This window comes from Anaerolineaceae bacterium oral taxon 439 (assembly GCA_001717545.1).
In the GTDB taxonomy this organism is placed as follows: domain Bacteria; phylum Chloroflexota; class Anaerolineae; order Anaerolineales; family Anaerolineaceae; genus Flexilinea.
In genome coordinates this window covers 1,794,430-1,813,772 of record CP017039.1, presented here as the reverse complement: position 1 = coordinate 1,813,772, position 19,343 = coordinate 1,794,430, and the positions used below count along the sequence as shown (strand labels likewise).

Genomic DNA, 19,343 nt, shown 5'->3' with positions numbered 1-19,343 from the left:
AGGGGCCGTAAAATGGGACAGAAAGTATTGATGAAGGGCAACGAAGCGTTTGGAGAGGCCGCGATCCGGGCTGGCTGCCGCTTTTATGTCGGTTATCCGATTACGCCTCAGAACGAATTGGTCGAGTACATGTCGCGGGAGCTCCCGAAGCACGGCGGAACGTTTATCCAATCCGAAAGCGAATTAGCGACGGTCAATATCGCTTACGGGATCGGCGTCGCCGGCGGGGACGTTTTTATCTCGTCCGCGTCGCCGGGAATTGCGCTGATGCAGGAGGGGTTCAGCTTCGCCTGCATGGCCGAGGTTCCGATGGTCGCGATAAACGTGTCCCGGACCGGCCCGGGAATCGGCGGGATCCAGCCGGCTCAGTCGGATTATTATCAGATGACGCGCGGCGGCGGAAACGGCGATTACCATATCCCGGTTTTTACGCCCGCGACGATGCAGGAAGCGATCGATTGCATTTATAAAAGCTTCGCAATCGCGAATAAATACCGTAATCCGGTTTTTATTATGGCTGACGGCATGATGGGGCAGATGATGGAGCCTGTCGTCCTGCCGGAACCGCGCGCTCCGCAGGCGCTGGAAAAGATCGCCAGCGAGAAGCCCTGGGCGCTCGTCGGACGGAACGGAAAGCCGGATCGGAACCTGATCCGCGCGTACGCGCCGACGCCGGCTCGGCTTGAAGAAATGGTGCATCATTTATTCGATAAATATGCTGCGATGGAAGAAGAGCTGGCTGACGCGGCGGCGACGTCCGTGGAGGACGCTGAAATCGTTTTCGCCGCCTACGGTTCGTCCTCGCGGATCGTAGCCGAGGTTCTGGGAGTTTTGAAGGCGCGCGGTATCCGCGCAGGGTTGATCCGTCCGCGGACCGTCTGGCCCTTCCCGTCGTATGCGTTCGACCGCGTTACGGCGAAAACGAAGGTCATTGCCTCCGTCGAACTCAGCATGGGCCAGATGCTGACCGATGTCGAGCGCGCGGTTCGCGGGCGATTCCCGGTGCGCATGATCAGCCGTGTCGGCGGGAATATCCCGTCTTCGGAAGACATCGCGGCCGAAGCCGAAAAGATTCTGGGGGAATATAAATGAAAGCGATTTATGAAAAAACCGTCGGGATGACCGACGCGGAGCTGAGTTATTGCCCGGGCTGCGGCCATGGCATTGCGCATAAACTGATTATGGGCGTGCTGGAGGCGAAAGGTCTGCTGGACAGCGCGATCGGCGTTTCCCCGATCGGATGCAGCGTGATTGCGCATCAGTATATGAATGTAGAAATGTGCGAAGCGGCGCATGGGCGCGCGCCGGCGGTTGCTACCGGAATTAAGCGGGTGCATCCGGATCATTTCGTCTTTACATATCAGGGGGATGGCGATCTGGCGTCGATCGGAACGGCTGAAATTGTTCATGCCGCTGTTCGCGGGGAGAATATCTGCGCTTTTTTTATTAACAACGCAATTTATGGGATGACCGGCGGGCAGATGGCTCCGACGACGCTGATCGGTCAGCGGGCGACGACCGCGGTCCTTGGCCGCGACGCGGTTCGGAACGGGATCCCGTTGCGGGTTGCGGAAATGCTGGCGACGATCGACGGCGCGGCGTACGTCGAACGGGTTTCGATCGATTCTCCGGCGCAGATTCGCAAAGCCCGAAAGGCGATCGAACGCGCCGTCGAAACGCAGCAGAAAAAGCTTGGATTATCGTTTGTTGAGTTCCTGTCGACCTGTCCGACAAACTGGGGCCTGACAGCCCCAAAGTCGATGGAATGGGTCCGGGAGCGGATGATCCCGTATTATCCTTTGGGCGTGTTTAAGAAACCGGAGGCAATCGCATGATCACAACCTGGAAGACGATTATCGCCGGATTCGGCGGTCAGGGGGTCCTGACGATTGGGCGCATGTTGGCGTATGCCGGCATGATTGAAGGGAAGGACGTAACGTTTATTCCGTCGTATGGCGCGGAGATGCGCGGCGGGACGGCGAACTGCTCGACGATCGTCTCCGACCAGCCGATCAGTAATCCGATCGTTTCGGTTCCGAACCTGGTCGCTGCGATGAATTTGCAGTCGTTGCATAAGTTTGAGAAAACGCTTGAATCGGGCATGTTTCTATTTTATAATACTTCCGTAATCCCCGAGACGCCGAAACGCACGGATATCCAGATTATCCCGGTCGACGCTAACCGGATCGCGAGCGATATCGGCGCTCCACGCTCAGCGAATATCGTCATGCTGGGCGCGATCGTTCGAAAAACGAAGCTGTTGAAAGCGGAATCCGTCGAAGGCGCGCTGGCGAAGGAATTCTACGGCGCGAAGGCGGAGCTGCTGCCGAAGAACGTTGAGGCGTTGTACGCGGGAGAAAAATATTTATAAGGACAAGACATGGGCAAGTATACGTTTCAGGTGACTGAAAATACCGCGCCGAAGCCGAAACCGGACCTGACGGACGGATCGAAGCTCGGATTTGGGACATATTTTACCGATCATATGTTTGTGATGGATTATAACGATGAAAAAGGATGGCATGGCGGGCGGATCGTTCCTTATGGCCCGTTTACGCTGGACCCCGCTGCTGCCGTGCTGCATTACGCGATTGAGATGTTTGAGGGGATGAAGGCCTACAAGTCGCCGGATGGTCGCGTCCTGCTCTTCCGTCCGGACATGAATTTTAAGCGTATCAATACAACTGCCGACCGAATCTGTATTCCGAAGATTGATCCGGAGCTGATGATGGAAGCGATTAAAGCGGTTGTCGATATCGATCGGGACTGGATCCCGACCGCGAAGAATACATCGCTGTATATTCGCCCGTTCGTTTTCGCCGACGATCCGTATATCGGAGTGCATCCGGCGCGCTCATATAAGTTCGCGGTGATCCTGAGTCCGGTCGGATCGTACTATCAATCGGACGACGGCGAGCTTCCGGTGACGAAGATTTTCGTCGAGGACGAATATTCGCGCGCGATGCCCGGCGGAACTGGATTCGCGAAGATTGGCGCGAACTATGTTATCAGCCTGAAAGCGCAGGAAAAAGCCGTCGCCGCCGGCTGCAGCCAGGTTTTGTATCTGGATTGCAGCGAAAAGAAGTATGTCCAGGAAATTGGAACGTCAAATGCGTTTTTTGTGATCCATAACGAGGTCGTTACCGCCCCGCTGGATGGGATGATCCTGCCTGGAATCACGCGGGATACGATTCTACGGCTGCTTGAGGCCTGGAACGTTCCGCATTCCGAACGTAAGCTTTCAATTGACGAAGTATTCAGCGCTGCGAAGAATGGAACGCTGAATGAATCGTTTGCTTCCGGGACTGCTGCCGTGATTTCGCCGGTCGGCGCGTTTGTCTGGAAAGGCGAGACGGTAAAGGTCAACGGCGGAAAGACCGGCCCGATCGCGAAACGTCTCTATGACGAGATCAGCGCGATTCAAAACGGCCGGGCGAAGGACGAGTTCGGCTGGACTGTCGAAGTTAAATAGCGGGCCCTGCCGGAATTCTGACAGTGCCGCAGCCCGGCTCCGATCCTCAAGCCGCATGGATTGGAGCCGTTTTTTTATTCCCCGTTGGAAAACCAACGGAGAATCCTGCTCTACCGGCATATAATCAGAGTTGTCAATAACAAACTTGTGATGAAAGGTTTGAGGATGTGCCCATGACAAGCGCAATGATTAAGAACTTCCCGGTCGCAGCGGCGGTCGAGCTGAAAGATGAGGTCGTTTACGCGTCGGGACAGGTTGTCAGCAAGACGCTGGCGCAGAACGCGGCCGTTTCGGTTACGTTATTCGCGTTCGATAAAAACGAGGAAATCAGTACGCATTCGTCCCACGGGGACGCACTCGTTCTCTGTCTGGACGGGATGGGGCTGATCCGGATCGAGGATCAAGAGTTTACGTTATCCGCGGGGCAGTCGATCCTGATGCCCGCGGAAAAGGAACATTCGGTTTTCGCTTCGGAACGGTTCAAAATGCTGCTGGTTGTCGTCTTTCCGAAGAATTAATCCGCTCGGCGGCGTGGAATGCTTTTGGCAGGGCTCCGAACCTTCTGACGCTCGGGGCCCCGCAACGTTAATCTTCGACGAACGCTAATCCGAACGCGTTCGGTCCCGCGTGGCAGGAGATGACCGAGCCGACCTCGACGACGATCGTCTCGCTGTCGGGGAGACGTTTGGCGACGGTGTCCCGAAGACGGGCGAGGAGTTCATGATCTCGGAGCGTATTGGCGACGAGGACCCGCGTTTTATCGATATGGCTGACGTTTTTCAGCTGGTTCTCAACAAAAGAGCCCAGCGCTTTATCCAGCTTTCCGCGGTATTTCCTGCCGATCACGATTTTCCCGTCCCGAAGAAGGATTTCCGGCTTTATTTTCAGCAGCTCGATCCCCAACGCGACGGTCGCGGAAAGCCGCCCGCCGCGGCGAATGAAATCGACCGTATCGAGGACGCAGTTGAAACGGATTCGGTCGACATACGCGCTCAGGTCTGAGATGATATCCTGAATCGCGAAGCCTCGGTCGCGCAGGTCAACCGCGCGATAGATCGCCAGCGCGAGCCCGGCGGAGACGTTTTTCGCGTCGAAAACATGCACATTTTTGAAGCTTTGCGCGGCGACGACCGCGTTATTGAAGCAGGCGGAAAAATTCTGCGAAACGGCGATATGAAGAATATCGGCGTCCTGACCGTCGAACTGACGGAAAAGCGTCTCGTAATCATGCACGGGGACGGCGGAGGTTGTCGGCCGGATATCTCGCGCTTTTGTCAGCTCAAAAAAATCGCTCGTCGTTATTTCCGTCCAGTCCAGATACGACCGTCCGCCGATCATGATATAGGTTGAAACGGTAAAAATTCCGAGTCGCTCCTGTTCGCACCTGGGGATATCACAGGTGGATTCGGTGGTGATAATGATTTTTCTGTCGGTCATAGAAGATTGAATGCTCCCTTTTTATCTTTTGAATGAGGCTGCCCCGTCCGGTCTGGATGATGAACGGACGGCGTTTAGAGAAGTTTTTCCGGAAACTGGCGGAATCGCCGCCCTTTTCGCGAAAGCGCGGAAAAGAAAATAGAAAAGGACCGCGAGCGCGAGCGCCGCGACGCCGGCGACGATAAACGCGTCAACCCAGAGCTGTTTCGGGAAGAGCCGGATCAGCGCGTCGGACGTGTAAAAAAGCCAGCTGCCTTCCGCGAAGAACAGCTGATGAAAAGAATAGAAAACCTGATCAAAAATGGTCAGGGACAGGATCATCAGCAGGCTGTATACCACGATCGACGCCAGCGCGCCGGTGCGCAGCGCGTACAGCAGGTCCCGGAACGCGGCCGGTCTTCTCCAGGTCAGCGCGAATTGGACCACGGTCAGCGCAATCAAACCTGCCAGCGCCCAGCGGGCGGACTGGAATACCGTTCGTACGTCCGCCATGTGGGAAAGCTCCGATTCCCGATAGAGCGGTTCGCTGTCGGGGCCTGTCAGCTCGGCTAAAGAAAGATTCCGCAATGAGGTTACGTAATTTACAGAATGAATTCCGTACCTGAGCCTTTCCTCCGTCGAAAAGCCGAATTCATCCGGAGGAAAACCCGGACGCTGGTACTCGATCCAAATAAAGGCGGGGGTAAAAACGCTGACGACAACGGCCATCAGGAAGATAAACGGCGACGCGGCTATAATTAGCTTATTGGACAACGTTAAGAAAAACTTCATGCGTTCATTTTATCTTGTCCGAATTGTTTTTGCTGAATGGATACGCTGAATTGAACTTAATCATCAGTTTAAAATCCGCGGAGGTGCTCATGGAAATTGTGACGGTTGCAGAAATGCGCGAAATTGAACGGGAAGGTTTCGAGGCGGGAACGAGCTATGAAGCGATGGTCGACATGGTTGGGAAAGCGGTCGCTGCGGAGGTTGATCGGTATCCGCGCGGACTGCGGATTACCGGGCTGATCGGAAAAGGGAATAATGGGGCCGATACGATCGTCGCCTTATTGGAGCTGAAAAAAAGGGGGCGGGCGGTCCGCGCGATTCTGATCGACGAGCGGAAGGAGGACATTTACGAAGCGAGGCTGCGGATGGGCTGCGTCCCGACGGCGGCGCTCGGCAGCGCGGAAGGTGGGACGCAGGTTCGGGCGTTCCTGAGCGAGACAGACATGATCCTTGACGGGGTTTTCGGGATCGGTTTCCGTCCGCCGCTTCCCGATCGCTGTCGACCGCTGTTTCGGATGTTGAACGCGCGGGCGTTCCCGGCACGGATAATCGCGGTCGACTGTGTGTCCGGGATGAACTGCGACAGCGGCGAAACGGACCCGGACGCGCTCCGCGCGGATCAGACGGTCGCGATCCATGCGTTCAAGCTTGGACAGCTGATGGGCAGCGCCGGGGCGATCGGCGGGAAGCTGTCGGGCGTTCGGATGCGTCTCGATCCGGAGCTCCCGGTCTATTCGCGGATTCGGCGCCGCTCCCTGACGCAGAGCTGGGTTCAAGCGCGCCTGCCGGAACGTTGCGACGTTTCGCATAAAGGCGCGTTCGGGACCGTCCGAATTTTTGGCGGATGCGAAAAGTATTTTGGCGCGCCGGCGTTGGCGGCGGAAGCGGCGTACCGCTCCGGGGCAGGGCTGGTCGAGATCAATTCGAACGAGCTGGTACGCCGCTGCGTCGCGTCGCGGGCGGCTGAGGCTGTCTGGGATACGATTTCGGACAACGCGGGTGAAAACCGGGCTGCGCTGGAGCGGAAGCTTCCCGACCGCGAAAATTCGGCATGGCTCGTTGGTCCGGGACTCGGGATGGGGAATTTATCGACGACGTTTCTTGACGTTCTTTTCGATCCGGAAATCCTGGGGCGGATCAGGACGCCGATCTTCGACGCGGACGCGTTGAATTATCTTTCGGATCGGCGCGAGATATTAAGCCGGCTTCCTTCCGGAACGATCCTCACGCCGCATCCGGGCGAAATGGCGCGGCTTTGCGGATGCACGGTCGCAGACGTGAACCGGCGGCGGATCCCGTTGGCGGAGGAAAAGGCGAGGGAATGGAGCGCGATCGTCGTGCTGAAAGGCGCATATACGGTTATCGCCGCGCCATGGGGCGAAACGGCCGTTGCGCCGTTCGCGAACGCCGCGTTGGCAAAGGCGGGGAGCGGGGACGTCCTGAGCGGAACGATCGCGGGTTTCGCCGCGCAGGGCTCCGATCCGTTTTCCGCAGCGCAGCTCGGCGTCTGGTTCCATGGGTCGGCGGGCGAAATCTTCCGAAAGGAACGCGCGGAGAACCGGACGCTTCTGGCGGGGGAAATCCCAGGGCTTTACAGCAGCCTATTCTCTCAAATAGCGAGCGATTATCAGTGTGTTGGCTGATCAGCCCCATCGCGGCAGCTTTATCGTGTAAAATATCGTCTGAATACAAGTATCGAGAACCGGAGTCGTGGAGATGGCAGAAAAACAAATTGCGCCAATTGAAGTCATTTGCGGGCCGATGTTTTGCGGAAAGACGGAGGAGCTTATCCGACGGCTTCGCCGCGCCGTTATCGCAAGGAATAAAGTTCAGGTCTTCAAACCGATTATTGACGACCGTTACGTCGTCGAGCGGGTCCATTCGCATGGCGGAATTGAGATCGACGCGCTTCCGATTGATAAAATCGGCGATCTTTTTCAGTATTTATCCCCGGATACGACCGTAATCGGGATCGACGAGGCGCAATTTTTCGATGAGCCGATCGTTGAAATCGTGGATCGGCTATCCGGGAACGGAATTCGCGTGATCCTGACCGGGTTGGATATGGATTTCCGCGGCGTTCCATTCGGCGTCATGCCGACCCTGATCGCGAAAGCCGAGCGTGTCGATAAGCTGACCGCGATCTGCATGGTCTGTGGGGAGCCGGCGACGCGGACGCAGCGGATCGTCAACGGACAGCCGGCGGACGCGGACGATCCGATCGTGATCGTTGGCGCGGACGAATTGTACGAGGCGCGCTGCCGAACGCATCACGTCGTTCATCATCGCAACGGAAAATCGCGCGGCTGATCCTTTTTTTCAGGCCGCTGCGCCGCTCTGGAAACGGAAAAGGATAGGAGGGATCATGTATTCACCAGAGGACGTTTTAGCCGAGGTATTGATCGACGAGGAAACGCTCCAACGTCGGATTAAGGAGCTTGGTGCGGAGATTTCGCGCGATTACGCCGGGGAAGAAATCTTATTTATATGTATTCTGCGCGGCGGCGTTGTTTTTTTGATCGACCTGATGCGGGAAGTGTCCGTTCCGAATAAAATCGAATTTATGGCGGTGTCCTCCTACGGCGCGGGTATACGCGAGTCTTCCGGGAACGTTCGAATTACCTATGACTTAAACACCCCGATCCAGGGACTTAATGTTATCATTGTAGAAGACATTATTGACAGCGGGCAAACGCTGAACGCGGTGATTAACGTGCTGTCGACGCGAAATCCGAAAAGTCTTTGCGTTTGTACGATTCTGGATAAACCGACCCGCCGTGAAGTCGAAATTCCGGTTAAATACTGCGGTTTCCATATTCCGGACAAATTTGTATATGGCTATGGACTGGATTTAGACGATTATTACCGGAACCTGAAGTATATTGGCGTCGTTGATCTGGAGAAGCTGGAAGAGTTAAAAGAAAAGGGAAAATGAGCGATCGCGAACAAGGCTACTATGATTACCTCAATCGCATTTCAGCGGTCGTCCCCGCCAGCTTGAAAATGTACCTCGTCGGCGGGGCGGTTCGCGATTTGATCCTGAATAAGCCGCTGCATGATTACGATTTCATTTTGGAGGGGTTCGTCCGCGAGATCGCGAAACGGATCGCCGACGCGTTCAACGCCAGGTTTTACGTCATGGACGAGGAACGGGAGATCGTGCGCGTTATGATCAACGAGGGCGATCGTTTTGTTCATTTCGATTTCGCGAAAATCGTCGGCGGCACGCTCGAAGACGACCTGCGGAATCGCGATTTTACGATCAACGCGATTGCGATCGATTTCCGCGATCGGCAGACGTTCGTCGATCCATTAGGCGGCATGTCCGACCTGCGTGAAAAGAGGCTGCGGATGTGTCTCCCGGACAGTCTCCGGCAGGATCCGATCCGGGCGGTCCGCGGACTGCGCTTTGCGCTGGAATACGGATTGAGCATGGACGATGAGCTGATCCATGAGATGAATGGAATCCCTGCTTTTTTACCGAACTGCTCGGCCGAACGGTATCGCGACGAGCTGTTTAAAATCCTGAAGCTCGGGAAGAGCGTTTCGATTATACAGGCTCTGGAGCGGTTTTCGATTCTCGATTTTCTCTTTCCGAACGACTCGCTGAATTCGACGGACGAGCTGGTGGATCGGGCCCGATCCATGGATCGCCTGCTTTCAATCCTGACGACCGAGTTCCAGGAGGCTGAGTCCTCGAACCTGATCTCCGGACTGGCGGTTCTGAAGCTGGGCGCATATCGGACCGAGCTGCGTTCGTATTTTGACGCGGAGAAAAATTACCTGCGCGACCGCCGAAGCGTTCTCCGCTTCGCGCTGTTGGCTGCGCTGTATAAGGTCGACCCGAAATCAGAGCCGCAGAAGAAAATCCTGAATTACCGATCGCGTCAGATCGTCCTCAGCGGCGACGAGATCCGCAATATTGCAAAAATGTTTGAGGCGTCGTCCGAAATTTTCGCGATCGTTGAATCGGGCGATACGTTTGCCGACACGGACATATACCGTTTCTTTAAGAAATATTCCAACGCCGCGATCGAAGGCGTTTTTCTCTATCTGGCGGACGCATACGGGAAAGCGGCCATGGCGCCCGATTCGACCGCGTGGGCGGACGCGCTGGATGCTGCGGCGAAGCTGTTCGAGGCGCGGTTCCGTCGGTACGACAGCGTGGTTTGTCCGGAGCCGTACCTGAACGGCGGCGAAATTATCCGTTTACTCGGATTGACGGAGGGGCCTGAAATCGGAGAGCTTAAGGAGCGCCTGATCGAGGCGCAGATCGTCGGCGCCGTGACCAGCCGTAGCGAGGCCGCGGCTTATATCGAGTCCCTTCGCGCGCCTTAGCCTTGGCGGCGTCTCTCCCGCTGCGATTCAGCGATACAGCCGTTCGTACATTTTTGCGTTTTCATAGACCCGGCGAACGTAAAGCCGGGTTTCTTCAAATCGGATCATCTCCAGGAACAGGTCTGTATCGCCGTCTTCGCCGTCGATCCAATTCGCCGTATTCCCCGCGCCCGCGTTGTACGACGCCAGCATGTGGTACGGGTTCTGGTCGAAGTAGGAAAGCTGACCCGAAAGGTATTTCCCAGCGAAGCGAACCGATACGGCGGCGCGGAGCAGGTCGTCTGGCCCGTAATTCTCCGGCCACTTCAGCTTTTCGGCCATTTCGCGCCCGGTCGCGGGCATGAACTGCATCAACCCCTGAGCGCCGGCGGCGGAAGAAATCCAGGGATCATACATGCTTTCCTGCCGCATCATTCCGTAGAGGACGAAGGGATGAATACCGAATTCTTCCCAGGCCGCGAGGACGCTCTCGCTGTACCAGGTCCCGAAGCGGATCCGATTAAAATAATTCGGCGCGCTCAGCGTCCGTACGTCTTCGATCAGCCCGGCATGCGTCAGGATCCCGCGGCTGATAAATACGGCGGGACGGTAAATCTCTTTTTCGATCAGCGTATTCATCAGCTGATACGAGGCGACCACTTCTCCGTCAAACCGGACGCGAACCGCGTCGTAGGCTTCGAGCGCTTCCTGAAAACGGCCAAGGCGGTACAGTTCTTCCGCGCGGAGAAAATCGGAGTCGGCGATCAGGAGCGTCGGCCGCATCAGGTCGACAGCTTCGTCGATATTGAATGTGATTCGCATCCATTGATCCGCGATGATCTTTTCGTTCGCGATGTCGCCCGAAATCGCTTCGGACGGCGCGGCGAACTGGAACGGCTCAGCCCCGCTCAGAAGATCGAGGGCACGCTCGGTATAATAGTCGGTCGGCGAGGCGCTTGAAGCGGCTAAAAAGTATTTTTCTGCGAATTCGGCGTCGCCTTTCCGCTGGTACGATTTCCCGATCCAGAAATTCGCTTTGGCGACGTCGGCCGTGTCGGTCGCGATCAGCAATTCACGGTTGAACGTAGCTGTCGCCGCGTCATAGTTCCCGGCCCGGTACCGCGCGATTCCCGCTAAAAACAGGGCTTCTTCGCTTTTTTCGTATAGCGGATATTCATCGATCAACCGCTCCCAGACTTCCGCCGCGTCGGACAGTTTATGCGCCGTCTCCAGGACGCGTCCTGCCTGGAAAAGGTATCCCGGCGCGGGCTGCTGATCCGGATGTTTCGCGACATATTCTAACAGCGTTGCGGCCCCCGCCGGATAATTGCCCTGATAGTACCACTGAACGTATGCTTTTTCTTCCCAGGCGGGCGCGTAGAACCCGTCTTCCGGGAATTCCTCGATCAGCTTGTCAAAAAGCGATATCGCTTCGACGTAATTTCCGACATACATCTGGGAGACGCCTAAATAATAAATCAGCGCGCCGTCGCCGCTTTCCCCGGATTCGAGAAACCGGTAGAAATTGGCCGACGCTAATTTATAGTTCCCGCGATAATAATAAATCAGCCCAGACTGGAAAAGGTTGACGTCCTGATCCGCGTTATTTAACGCCTGAAGCGCGTCCAGCGCTCCCGCAGCGCGCGGATAGCTGTTGACGATGTCCTGATAGCGGGCGTAGGCCTGCTCGGTTGAGTCGATGATCTCGTACGTTTCCGCCATAAGGAGGTTGATCCGGACCCGGAGCTCCTCGTTCTGGTTCGCTTCGAAAATTTTTATCCAAACCAGCAGCGCGTTCGAGTAATCGCCCTGGATGAAGAAGGTATCCGCGACCTTCATCCAGACCTGGTTCCCGGAAATAAAATCGACTCTTTCCGCCAGTCCGGAATAAATCGTCATTGCGTCCTGATAGTCGCCTTCCGCGAAATAGAGGTCGCCGATCCGCTCCTGAATCTCGAACGCCAGGCGGCTCTCCGGATTCGCTTTCAGGTATTCGCTGAGCGCATTGATTTCCTCCCTGCGCAGCTCTAATTCGTGCAGACAGGCGGACATCTGATACCAGAGCGGCGCTTTGAGCGCGGGGTCGCCGATCCGGTTCAACGCCTCGATAAGCCGGTTCTGGCAGGCTTCGTATTCGCCCGACTGCGATTCGATTCTCGCCAGCCCGAGTTCAGCGGCGGCGATTTCTTTTTCCGACGCCGCTGAAAACGCGCTCTTTCGATATTCGGAACGCGCAGTTTTGAAATCGCCAATCAGGAAATAATGGTCCCCGCGGCTTGGCTCTTCAAGCGGAATGAGCGTTTCGGTCGGTTCCGGCGTGAGCGTTATTGTCGGCGCGGACGTCGCCGTCGCCGTAGGCGGAATCGGCGTTGCGGTCTGAAAAAGTCCGAGGATGAGTTCGTTCCGCTGCGCGTCGCAGCCAGCCATCACCAGCCCCAGAATCAGGGCCAGGAAAAGCTTCGCCACGTGATTGATCCGATTCGCCCGTTCCATATAAGTTCAATTTTACAATATCTTTCCCGCATGTCAACGTTAGTTCTATCGTAAAACGAAACGCAGCCTTGAGGATCGGAAGGGCCATGTTGGAATCGTTTAAATCATAAAATAATTACAACATGGGGTCTGTTCTCGGATTTATGATAAAATAAAGGCGTCAGTTGAAAGGCATTTCAGCATAAATAAGGGAGAAAAAATGAAACTTGAATTCTTATATTGCAGGCACTGCAAAAAAATGATTGTCACGTTGAAAAACGATCGAAACGTCCCCACGATTTGCTGCGGGGAGCCTATGGCGCCGGTTACCGCGAATACGGTCGACGCCGCCAAGGAAAAACACGTGCCGGATGTCAAGGTCTCCGGTGATAAAATTGAAGTTGTTGTTGGAGCGGTTGAGCATCCGATGCTTCCCGAGCACTGGATCGAGTTCGTCGTTCTCGAGACCCGGAAGGGCTTCCAGATCAAATATCTGAACGCGGGCGATAAGCCGAAGGCTGTCTTCACGGTTACCGACGACGAAGCGGTTGCGGTCTATGAACATTGCAACCTGCACGGGCTTTGGAAGACCGCGCTCTGATGGATTAAATACGTACAAAAAACGATCGGCGCTTGCCGATCGTTTTTTGTACGTGGAGTTCGCGGCGTACCGGCTTACTCGCCGCTTTTTTCCTCACTGATCGTTTTATTCTTCAGGAATCCCGTAACCAGCGACTTAACGTCAACGCCGAGGCTGTCGTTTAATCCGTCGGTTATCTGCGTCAGCGATTTCGTTATATCGCCGACCAGCTTTGCGTTGTTCCCGTCCCCATACATCGTAATCTTGTCAATATTGCCGAGCGGGGCGGTAATATTTTTTGAAATTTCCGGCAAGACATTAAAGTACATCTCAAGCATGGCGGCCTCGCCATATTTTTTCATGGCCTCCGCTTTCTTGTCGATCGCCTCTGCCTCGGCGAGCCCCTTCGCGCGCAGCGCTTCCGCTTCCGCAAGACCGACCTGCCGCTTCGCGTCGGCGTCGGCTTCCGCTTTGATTCTTACGGCGGCGGCCTCCTGTTCGGCTCTGATCTTAATCGCCTCGGCGCTCTTCTGTTCCTCGAAAAGCTTCGCCTCCGCTTCTTTTTGCCGCTGATAGAGCTGGACGTCGGCGGCCTGTTTTTGTTCTGCGTCGAGCTTTGCTTTCTGGATCTCGATCTGCTTCTGCTCGCGGATCAGGTTGGCCTCCGCGGATTTCGCTTCCTTATCTTTTCTTCTTTCTTCCGCCTGAATATCGTAAGCCATATCGGCTTCGGCCTTCTGCTTATCCGCTTCGGTTTTCAGCTGCGCCTTCTTGATTTCGAGTTCATTCTGTCGCTCGGCGATAATTCGCTGCGATTCGACTTCCGCGTCGTTGGCGAGCCTGTTCGCGTTGGCCTGGGCGATAATGACGTCCTTATCGGCGTTGGCTTTCGCGATCGAAGCTTCTTTTCGGATCTTCGAAATATTATCGATCCCGAGATTCTCGATAACGCCGTTTTCATCTTCGAAGGATTGAATGTTGAACGATACGATTTCGAGACCTAATTTCGCCAGGTCCGGCACGGCGTTTTCCTGGACCTTCTCCCCGAAAAGTTTGCGGTCCTGAACCATGGTAGGGAGCGTAAGCTGGCCGATAATTTCGCGCATATTTCCTTCCAGAACGTCCTTAACCTGCCCGATAATATATTCTTCGGACTGGTTCAGGAAGTTCTGCGCCGCTTTGCCAATCATATCGAGATCGCTCGAAATTTTTATCTTTACAATGCCGTCGACTCTGACGTTAATATAATCGTTCGTCGGAACCGCCGTCCCGGTCTTCACGTCGACCGACATGACTTTCAGCGAAAGTTTATCCAACCGTTCGAGGAATGGGATCCGAATCGCCGACCTGCCGACGACGACTTTACGCCTGAGCCCGGAAATGATAAACGCTTTATCGGGCGGGGCTTTAACGTACCCCAATGTCACGATTATTCCAATAAAGATTACGGCCGCGATTCCGATCAGAGTGTAATCCATTTTCTCCTCCTGCTTAACGTTTTCAACGATATCTTATTTTACAGTATCCGGACTGCGTTCACCAGACTGAATGACGCATGGGATCGACATTACCGATTTTTATCGAGCAGCGATCGGACTCTGGCGATTAACGCTTCGACGTCCTCGTCTCTGGTCGCGAAACTCGTGCAGATCCGGACGCAGCTTTCGCTTTCGCTCACGCGCTGGATATACGCCAGCGCGAAATCCTCCCGCAGCTCCCGGATCAGGCCGTCCGGGAAAATCGGGAAGATCTGATTCGTGGGTGAGGCGACGAGGAAACGAACCCTCATTTCGCGCAGCGCTTCCCGTATTTTATCCGCGGCTCGGTTCGCGTGCCGCCCGATTTCTTCGTACAGGCTGGCTTCAAAAAGCGCGGCGAATTGGACGCCTAAGAGCCGCCCTTTCGCCAGCAATCCGCCGCGTTGCTTTTGAATATAACGGAAATCGCGCTTGAGCGTATCGCTGCGGATAATGAGGGCTTCGCCGAAGAGGAGTCCCGCCTTCGTTCCGCCGAAATAGAACGCGTCGGCGATCCGGGCGATCGTCTTTAAGTCAGCATCGTTTTTCTCCGAGGTCAGCGCGTATACGATCCGCGCGCCGTCGATATAGAGGAAAAGATCGTACCTGTCGCAGGTGGCGCGGATTTTGGTCAGTTCCTGCCGCGTGTAAAGCGTTCCGAGCTCGGTCGGCTGCGACAGGTAGACCAGCTTGGGTTGGGTCGCATGCTCGAAGGATTCGTCTGCGCGGTGCGCTTCGAGCTTCGCTTCAATATCCGCGGCCCGGATTTTACCGTCGACGGTCGGAAGCGTTTCGCATTTATGCCCCGTCGCTTCGATCGCGCCGCTTTCATGCACGAAGATATGACCTGTGGCCGCGCTCAAGACGCTCTGGTACGGACGGAGCGCCGCGGCGATGAGCGTGAAATTCGTCTGTGTCCCGCCGACGAAAAAATGCACGTCGGCATCTGGATCCCCGCAAGCCGTCTGGATCATCGTCCGCGCAGCGCCGCAGTACGGGTCGGCGCCGTAGCCGTCGCTTTGCAGCTCGTTCGTTCGAATCAGCGCCTCAAGAATCTCAGGATGCGCGCCTTCCGTGTAGTCGCTGTTGAATCGAATCATGTTTGCCTCCGACGATTTTTTATTATAACGGTCCGAAAAGGATTCGACGAAAAATACGGAGATCCCCGTCCGGTTGGGCAGGCGCTTTGTTCGCACGAGGTGATTTTCGGCATATTGACGTAAACCACGGGCTAATTATAATTTCCTTAAATGAAAAAGGAGGTATGACCATGAAGGAATTGAAGGTCGCGCAGTTTGGCTGCGGTAAGATGAGTCGGTATTTGATTCGCTACCTGATCGAGAAGGGCGCGAAAATTGTCGCTGCGTTTGACATGAATCCGGCGCTGATCGGGAAAGATATCGGCGAGCATATTGGCGCCGAGCCCTACGGGGTCAGGATTTCCGATTCGAAGGACGCGGAACGAATCCTGAAAGAGTTGAAGCCGTCGGTCTGCGTTGTCGCGACGATGAGCCTGATAGAAGATATCAAGGGCGCTTTCGAGGTCTGCGCGAAGAGCGGCGTTAACGCGATCAGCACCTGCGAAGAGTCGCTGTATCCCTGGAATTCGAATCCGAAGCTGACTGCGGCGCTGGATAAATTAGCGAAAGAAAACGGCGTCACGTTGGCGGGGAGCGGTTATCCGGATATGTATTGGGGCGTCCTGATCGATACGTTGGCGGGGTCGATCCAGCGGATCGATAAGATCAAGGGAATCAGCAGCTACAATGTCGAGGATTACGGAATCGCGCTCGCGCATGGACATGGGGCAGGTTTATCGCAGGAGGATTTCAAGGAGCAGATCGGGAAGTATAACGACCTTACTTCGGCCGAGCAGAAAAAATTGGTGGAGAGCGGCGAATACGTCCCCAGCTACATGTGGAATCAGAACGGTTGGCTTTGCGAACGGCTCGGCCTGACCCCTGTTTCGCAGGTGCAGCAATGCTTCCCGACAACGCATTCCACAGACCTCGTCAGCTCCACGCTTGGGATGACGATCCGGGCGGGCGATCCGACCGGGATGAGCGCCGTCGTGACGACGGAGACGAAAGAAGGGATCACGATCGAGACGGAATGTATTGGCAAGGTTTACGGACCGGAGGATTTCGATCGCAATGACTGGTCGTTTTACGGTGAACCGGAAGTCTCGATCCACGTGGATCGGCCGGCTACGGTCGAGCTGACCTGCGCCAACCTGATCAACCGGATCCCGGCGCTGATCCGGAGCGAGCCGGGGTATATAACAACGGATAAGCTTCCAAATAACCGTTATATCGTAGGAAAGATTACGGATTATCTGGACTGAAAGAATTCTGCCAGGTTTCTGAAATGACTCTGGCGGGATTCAAAACGTTCAAAAAAAGGGCTTCGCATAGCTGTTCGCGAGGTCCTTTTTGGTTTCAGCGATGATTCCTGTTCAGCTTTGAAAAACGCAGATGGAAACCATTCACATCATTAAGGAATAAGACTAAAATAAAAGCAGGCAGTTTGAAAACCGTATCTATCGAACCTAAGCACGGGCAAAGGAAAATTGCATGAGAAAAATTCTTATCACTGGATCGGGCGGATTGATTGGCAGCGATTTATTTGACGCGCTTCGCGCTTCGTATGGCGACGAAAACGTGATTGCCTCTGATATTCGTAATACGCATGAGGCCCGTCGGTTCGAGTTCCTGGATATTCGCGATCGCGGCCGGCTGAAAACGATCCTTGAAAAGTATGACGTCGGATCGGTGTATCATTTAGCCGGACTGCTTTCCGCTGGCGGCGAGAAAAATCCGGGCCTGGCCTGGGAAATTAATCTGAACGGTTTGATGAACGTGCTTGATGAAGCGCGTGAATTTGACTGCAAGGTTTTCTGGCCGAGCTCGATCGCGGTCTATGGGCCGACGACGCCGAAAATTCGCGTCCCGCAGCATACCTCCTTTGAGCCGGAAACCGTGTACGGGATTACCAAAATGACTGGCGAGCTGCTATGCAAGTATTATCATGATAAATTCGGCGTGGACGTCCGTTCGCTCCGCTATCCGGGGATTAACGGCTGGAAAGGGGATCCGGGAGACGGGACGACCGAATACGCGATGCATATTTTTTACAGCGCGTTTCGTGAGAATGCTTACGAATGCTTCCTGTCGCCGGATACGCGGCTGCCGATGATGTATATCGACGACGCGATCCGGGGAACGATCGAATTGATGGCAGCGCCGCGCGAGAACCTGACCGAGCGGATGGCGTATAATTTCGCGGCGATTAATTTTACGCCGGCGGAGCTGGTCGAAGAAGTCAAAAGTCTTTTCCCCGGGTTCAGAATTACGTATAAACCTGACGTTCGTCAGGAAATCGCGGCAACCTGGGCGCAGTCGATCGACGACAGCGCGGCGCGGCGCGACTGGGGCTGGAAAGAGGCTTACGATTTGGGAAAAATGGCGAAGGCGCTGTATTCTGGAATAAAAGGAAGGATTTATCATGGGTAAAGAAAAATTTTATCGGACGCTGTCCGCGGAGCTGGATCGGATCGACGCCGCTAAGACGTCAAAACGCTTTGAGCACCTGATCGAGCGGTTTACTGACGAAGAAAACCCGAAGGCGATTATCGGCGGGAAGCGCTATTCGGTTTTTAATTCGAACGATTATCTCGGCTTCCGTCATCATCCCGCCATAAAAAAAGCGGAGCACGACGCGGTCGAACGGCTCGGGACAGGACCGGGCGCGGTCCGTTTCATTTCCGGCTCCTTCGCGAAACATCGGGAGCTTGAAAAGGCGCTGGCGGCGTTCCATCATAAGGACGATGCGATCGTATTGTCGGCGGCGTTCGCCTCGAATATCGCCGCGCTTTTCAGCCTGTCGCGGAAACAGGCGAAGGATTCGCTGCTTACGACGAACGTCTGCGTCATTTCTGACGAGCTTAATCATCGCAGTATCATCGACGGCGTCCGGATCGCGAATTTACCGAAGGAAGATAAACGCATCTTTAAACATCGCGACGTCGATTCGCTGGAGGCTGAAATCCGATCCTGCGTCGGGAAGTATGATCGGCTGATGATCGTGACGGACGGCGTTTTCAGCATGTTGGGGGCGTATCAGGACCTGAACGCGGTTCGGAAGCTGATCGATCGTTACGATGACGCGTTTCCGGAGGGGATCCTGCTGCTGGTTGACGATTGCCATGGCGTGGCTGCGTTTGGGGAGAGCGGCCGCGGGACGGAGGAGGTCTGCGACGCGGGCGCTGACGTCCTGATCGGGACGCTTGGGAAGGGTTTCGGCGCTGACGGCGGGTACATTGCCGCCGGTCAGGTCGTCGTCGATTATCTCCGCGAGGCGGCGGCGACGTATATTTATTCGAATTCAATCGCGCCGGGAACGGCGGCGGCGGCGTTGGAAGCGGTACGGATTCTGGATTCCGCTGAAGGTGCGCGCATGCTGGCGGCGCTGCGTGCAAATATCGCCTTTTTTAAGAAGGCGATTGCTGAAGCCGGGTTCACGCTGGCGGCTGATTCAATCCATCCGATCCAGCCTGTCCTCTTCGGAACGGCGGAAAAGACGAAACGCATGGTTCAGGGAATGTTCGCGGCGGGGTATCTCTTATCCGCGATTAATTATCCGGTGGTCCCGAAGGATCGCGATGAGATCCGCGTTCAGCTGTCCGCGGCGCAAACCGAAGCCGAGCTTCGTGAATTTGTCGGCGCGTTCCGCCGTGTGGCGATTGAAAACGGGGCGCTCGGATAGCTGGAAGAAAAGA

Annotated in this window: 18 protein-coding genes; 13 read left to right on the top strand and 5 right to left on the bottom strand. The window is 55.4% G+C overall.

The features are described from left to right. Positions 1–12: 12 nt before the first annotated feature. From BEQ56_08160 to BEQ56_08140, 5 genes are all read left to right on the top strand, one after another. Positions 13–1,092, top strand: coding sequence for a 3-methyl-2-oxobutanoate dehydrogenase subunit VorB (locus tag BEQ56_08160; protein AOH43452.1), 1,080 nt, complete (start codon positions 13–15; stop codon positions 1,090–1,092). Beyond that, positions 1,089–1,835, top strand: a complete 747-nt coding sequence (locus BEQ56_08155) for a 2-oxoglutarate oxidoreductase (protein AOH43451.1) — start codon at positions 1,089–1,091, stop codon at positions 1,833–1,835. Before BEQ56_08160 ends, BEQ56_08155 begins: the two co-directional genes overlap by 4 nt. After that, complete coding sequence (locus tag BEQ56_08150) at positions 1,832–2,371, top strand: hypothetical protein (protein ID AOH43450.1); 540 nt, start codon at positions 1,832–1,834, stop codon at positions 2,369–2,371. Before BEQ56_08155 ends, BEQ56_08150 begins: the two co-directional genes overlap by 4 nt. A 9-nt stretch (positions 2,372–2,380) precedes the next feature. After that, positions 2,381–3,472 carry a branched chain amino acid aminotransferase gene (locus tag BEQ56_08145; GenBank protein ID AOH43449.1) on the top strand — a complete coding sequence of 364 codons (1,092 nt, stop codon included), beginning with the start codon at positions 2,381–2,383 and terminating at the stop codon, positions 3,470–3,472. Positions 3,473–3,645: 173 nt separating this feature from the next. Beyond that, a complete protein-coding gene (locus BEQ56_08140; protein ID AOH43448.1) occupies positions 3,646–3,990 on the top strand; it encodes a cupin in 345 nt (114 codons plus the stop codon). Between the two features lie 67 nt (positions 3,991–4,057). On the opposite strand, the gene BEQ56_08135 is transcribed toward BEQ56_08140, so the two are convergent. Both BEQ56_08135 and BEQ56_08130 read right to left on the bottom strand, forming a co-directional pair. Continuing rightward, positions 4,058–4,909, bottom strand: a complete 852-nt coding sequence (locus BEQ56_08135) for a hypothetical protein (protein ID AOH43447.1) — start codon at positions 4,907–4,909, stop codon at positions 4,058–4,060. A gap of 21 nt (positions 4,910–4,930) precedes the next feature. Then, on the bottom strand, positions 4,931–5,680 hold the full coding sequence (locus tag BEQ56_08130) for a hypothetical protein (GenBank protein ID AOH43446.1): 750 nt from the start codon (positions 5,678–5,680) through the stop codon (positions 4,931–4,933). Between the two features lie 14 nt (positions 5,681–5,694). Here BEQ56_08130 and BEQ56_08125 point away from each other — a divergent pair, with 14 nt between their 5' ends. The 4 genes from BEQ56_08125 (at position 5,695) to BEQ56_08110 (ending at position 10,018) form a co-directional block, all read left to right on the top strand. Then, positions 5,695–7,323 carry an NAD(P)H-hydrate dehydratase gene (locus tag BEQ56_08125; GenBank protein AOH43445.1) on the top strand — a complete coding sequence of 543 codons (1,629 nt, stop codon included), beginning with the start codon at positions 5,695–5,697 and terminating at the stop codon, positions 7,321–7,323. A gap of 73 nt (positions 7,324–7,396) precedes the next feature. Then, positions 7,397–7,990 carry a thymidine kinase gene (locus tag BEQ56_08120; GenBank protein ID AOH43444.1) on the top strand — a complete coding sequence of 198 codons (594 nt, stop codon included), beginning with the start codon at positions 7,397–7,399 and terminating at the stop codon, positions 7,988–7,990. A gap of 55 nt (positions 7,991–8,045) precedes the next feature. Next, complete coding sequence (locus BEQ56_08115; protein AOH43443.1) at positions 8,046–8,615, top strand: hypoxanthine phosphoribosyltransferase; 570 nt, start codon at positions 8,046–8,048, stop codon at positions 8,613–8,615. Continuing rightward, complete coding sequence (locus tag BEQ56_08110) at positions 8,612–10,018, top strand: hypothetical protein (GenBank protein AOH43442.1); 1,407 nt, start codon at positions 8,612–8,614, stop codon at positions 10,016–10,018. The genes BEQ56_08115 and BEQ56_08110 overlap by 4 nt, the downstream gene beginning before the upstream one ends. A 27-nt stretch (positions 10,019–10,045) precedes the next feature. Here the strand turns inward: BEQ56_08110 and BEQ56_08105 are convergent, their stop codons facing one another. After that, complete coding sequence (locus tag BEQ56_08105) at positions 10,046–12,490, bottom strand: hypothetical protein (GenBank protein ID AOH43441.1); 2,445 nt, start codon at positions 12,488–12,490, stop codon at positions 10,046–10,048. A gap of 199 nt (positions 12,491–12,689) precedes the next feature. Between BEQ56_08105 and BEQ56_08100 the strand changes: the two genes are divergently transcribed. Further along, entirely contained in the window at positions 12,690–13,070 is a 381-nt protein-coding gene (locus BEQ56_08100) for a desulfoferrodoxin (GenBank protein AOH43440.1), read from the top strand. 74 nt (positions 13,071–13,144) lie between these two features. Here the strand turns inward: BEQ56_08100 and BEQ56_08095 are convergent, their stop codons facing one another. Both BEQ56_08095 and BEQ56_08090 read right to left on the bottom strand, forming a co-directional pair. After that, positions 13,145–14,527 (bottom strand): flotillin, encoded by a 1,383-nt coding sequence (locus BEQ56_08095; protein AOH43439.1) that lies wholly within the window; start codon positions 14,525–14,527, stop codon positions 13,145–13,147. Between the two features lie 89 nt (positions 14,528–14,616). Then, positions 14,617–15,666, bottom strand: a complete 1,050-nt coding sequence (locus BEQ56_08090; protein AOH44465.1) for a threonine aldolase — start codon at positions 15,664–15,666, stop codon at positions 14,617–14,619. A 170-nt stretch (positions 15,667–15,836) separates the two neighbouring features. Between BEQ56_08090 and BEQ56_08085 the strand changes: the two genes are divergently transcribed. The 3 genes from BEQ56_08085 to BEQ56_08075 all read left to right on the top strand — a co-directional run bounded on the left by BEQ56_08085 (position 15,837) and on the right by BEQ56_08075 (position 19,330). Then, positions 15,837–16,910, top strand: a complete 1,074-nt coding sequence (locus BEQ56_08085) for a dihydrodipicolinate reductase (protein AOH43438.1) — start codon at positions 15,837–15,839, stop codon at positions 16,908–16,910. A gap of 229 nt (positions 16,911–17,139) precedes the next feature. Then, on the top strand, positions 17,140–18,078 hold the full coding sequence (locus BEQ56_08080) for an NAD-dependent epimerase (protein AOH43437.1): 939 nt from the start codon (positions 17,140–17,142) through the stop codon (positions 18,076–18,078). Further along, positions 18,071–19,330, top strand: a complete 1,260-nt coding sequence (locus BEQ56_08075) for a hypothetical protein (GenBank protein ID AOH43436.1) — start codon at positions 18,071–18,073, stop codon at positions 19,328–19,330. The genes BEQ56_08080 and BEQ56_08075 overlap by 8 nt, the downstream gene beginning before the upstream one ends. Positions 19,331–19,343: the final 13 nt, after the last annotated feature.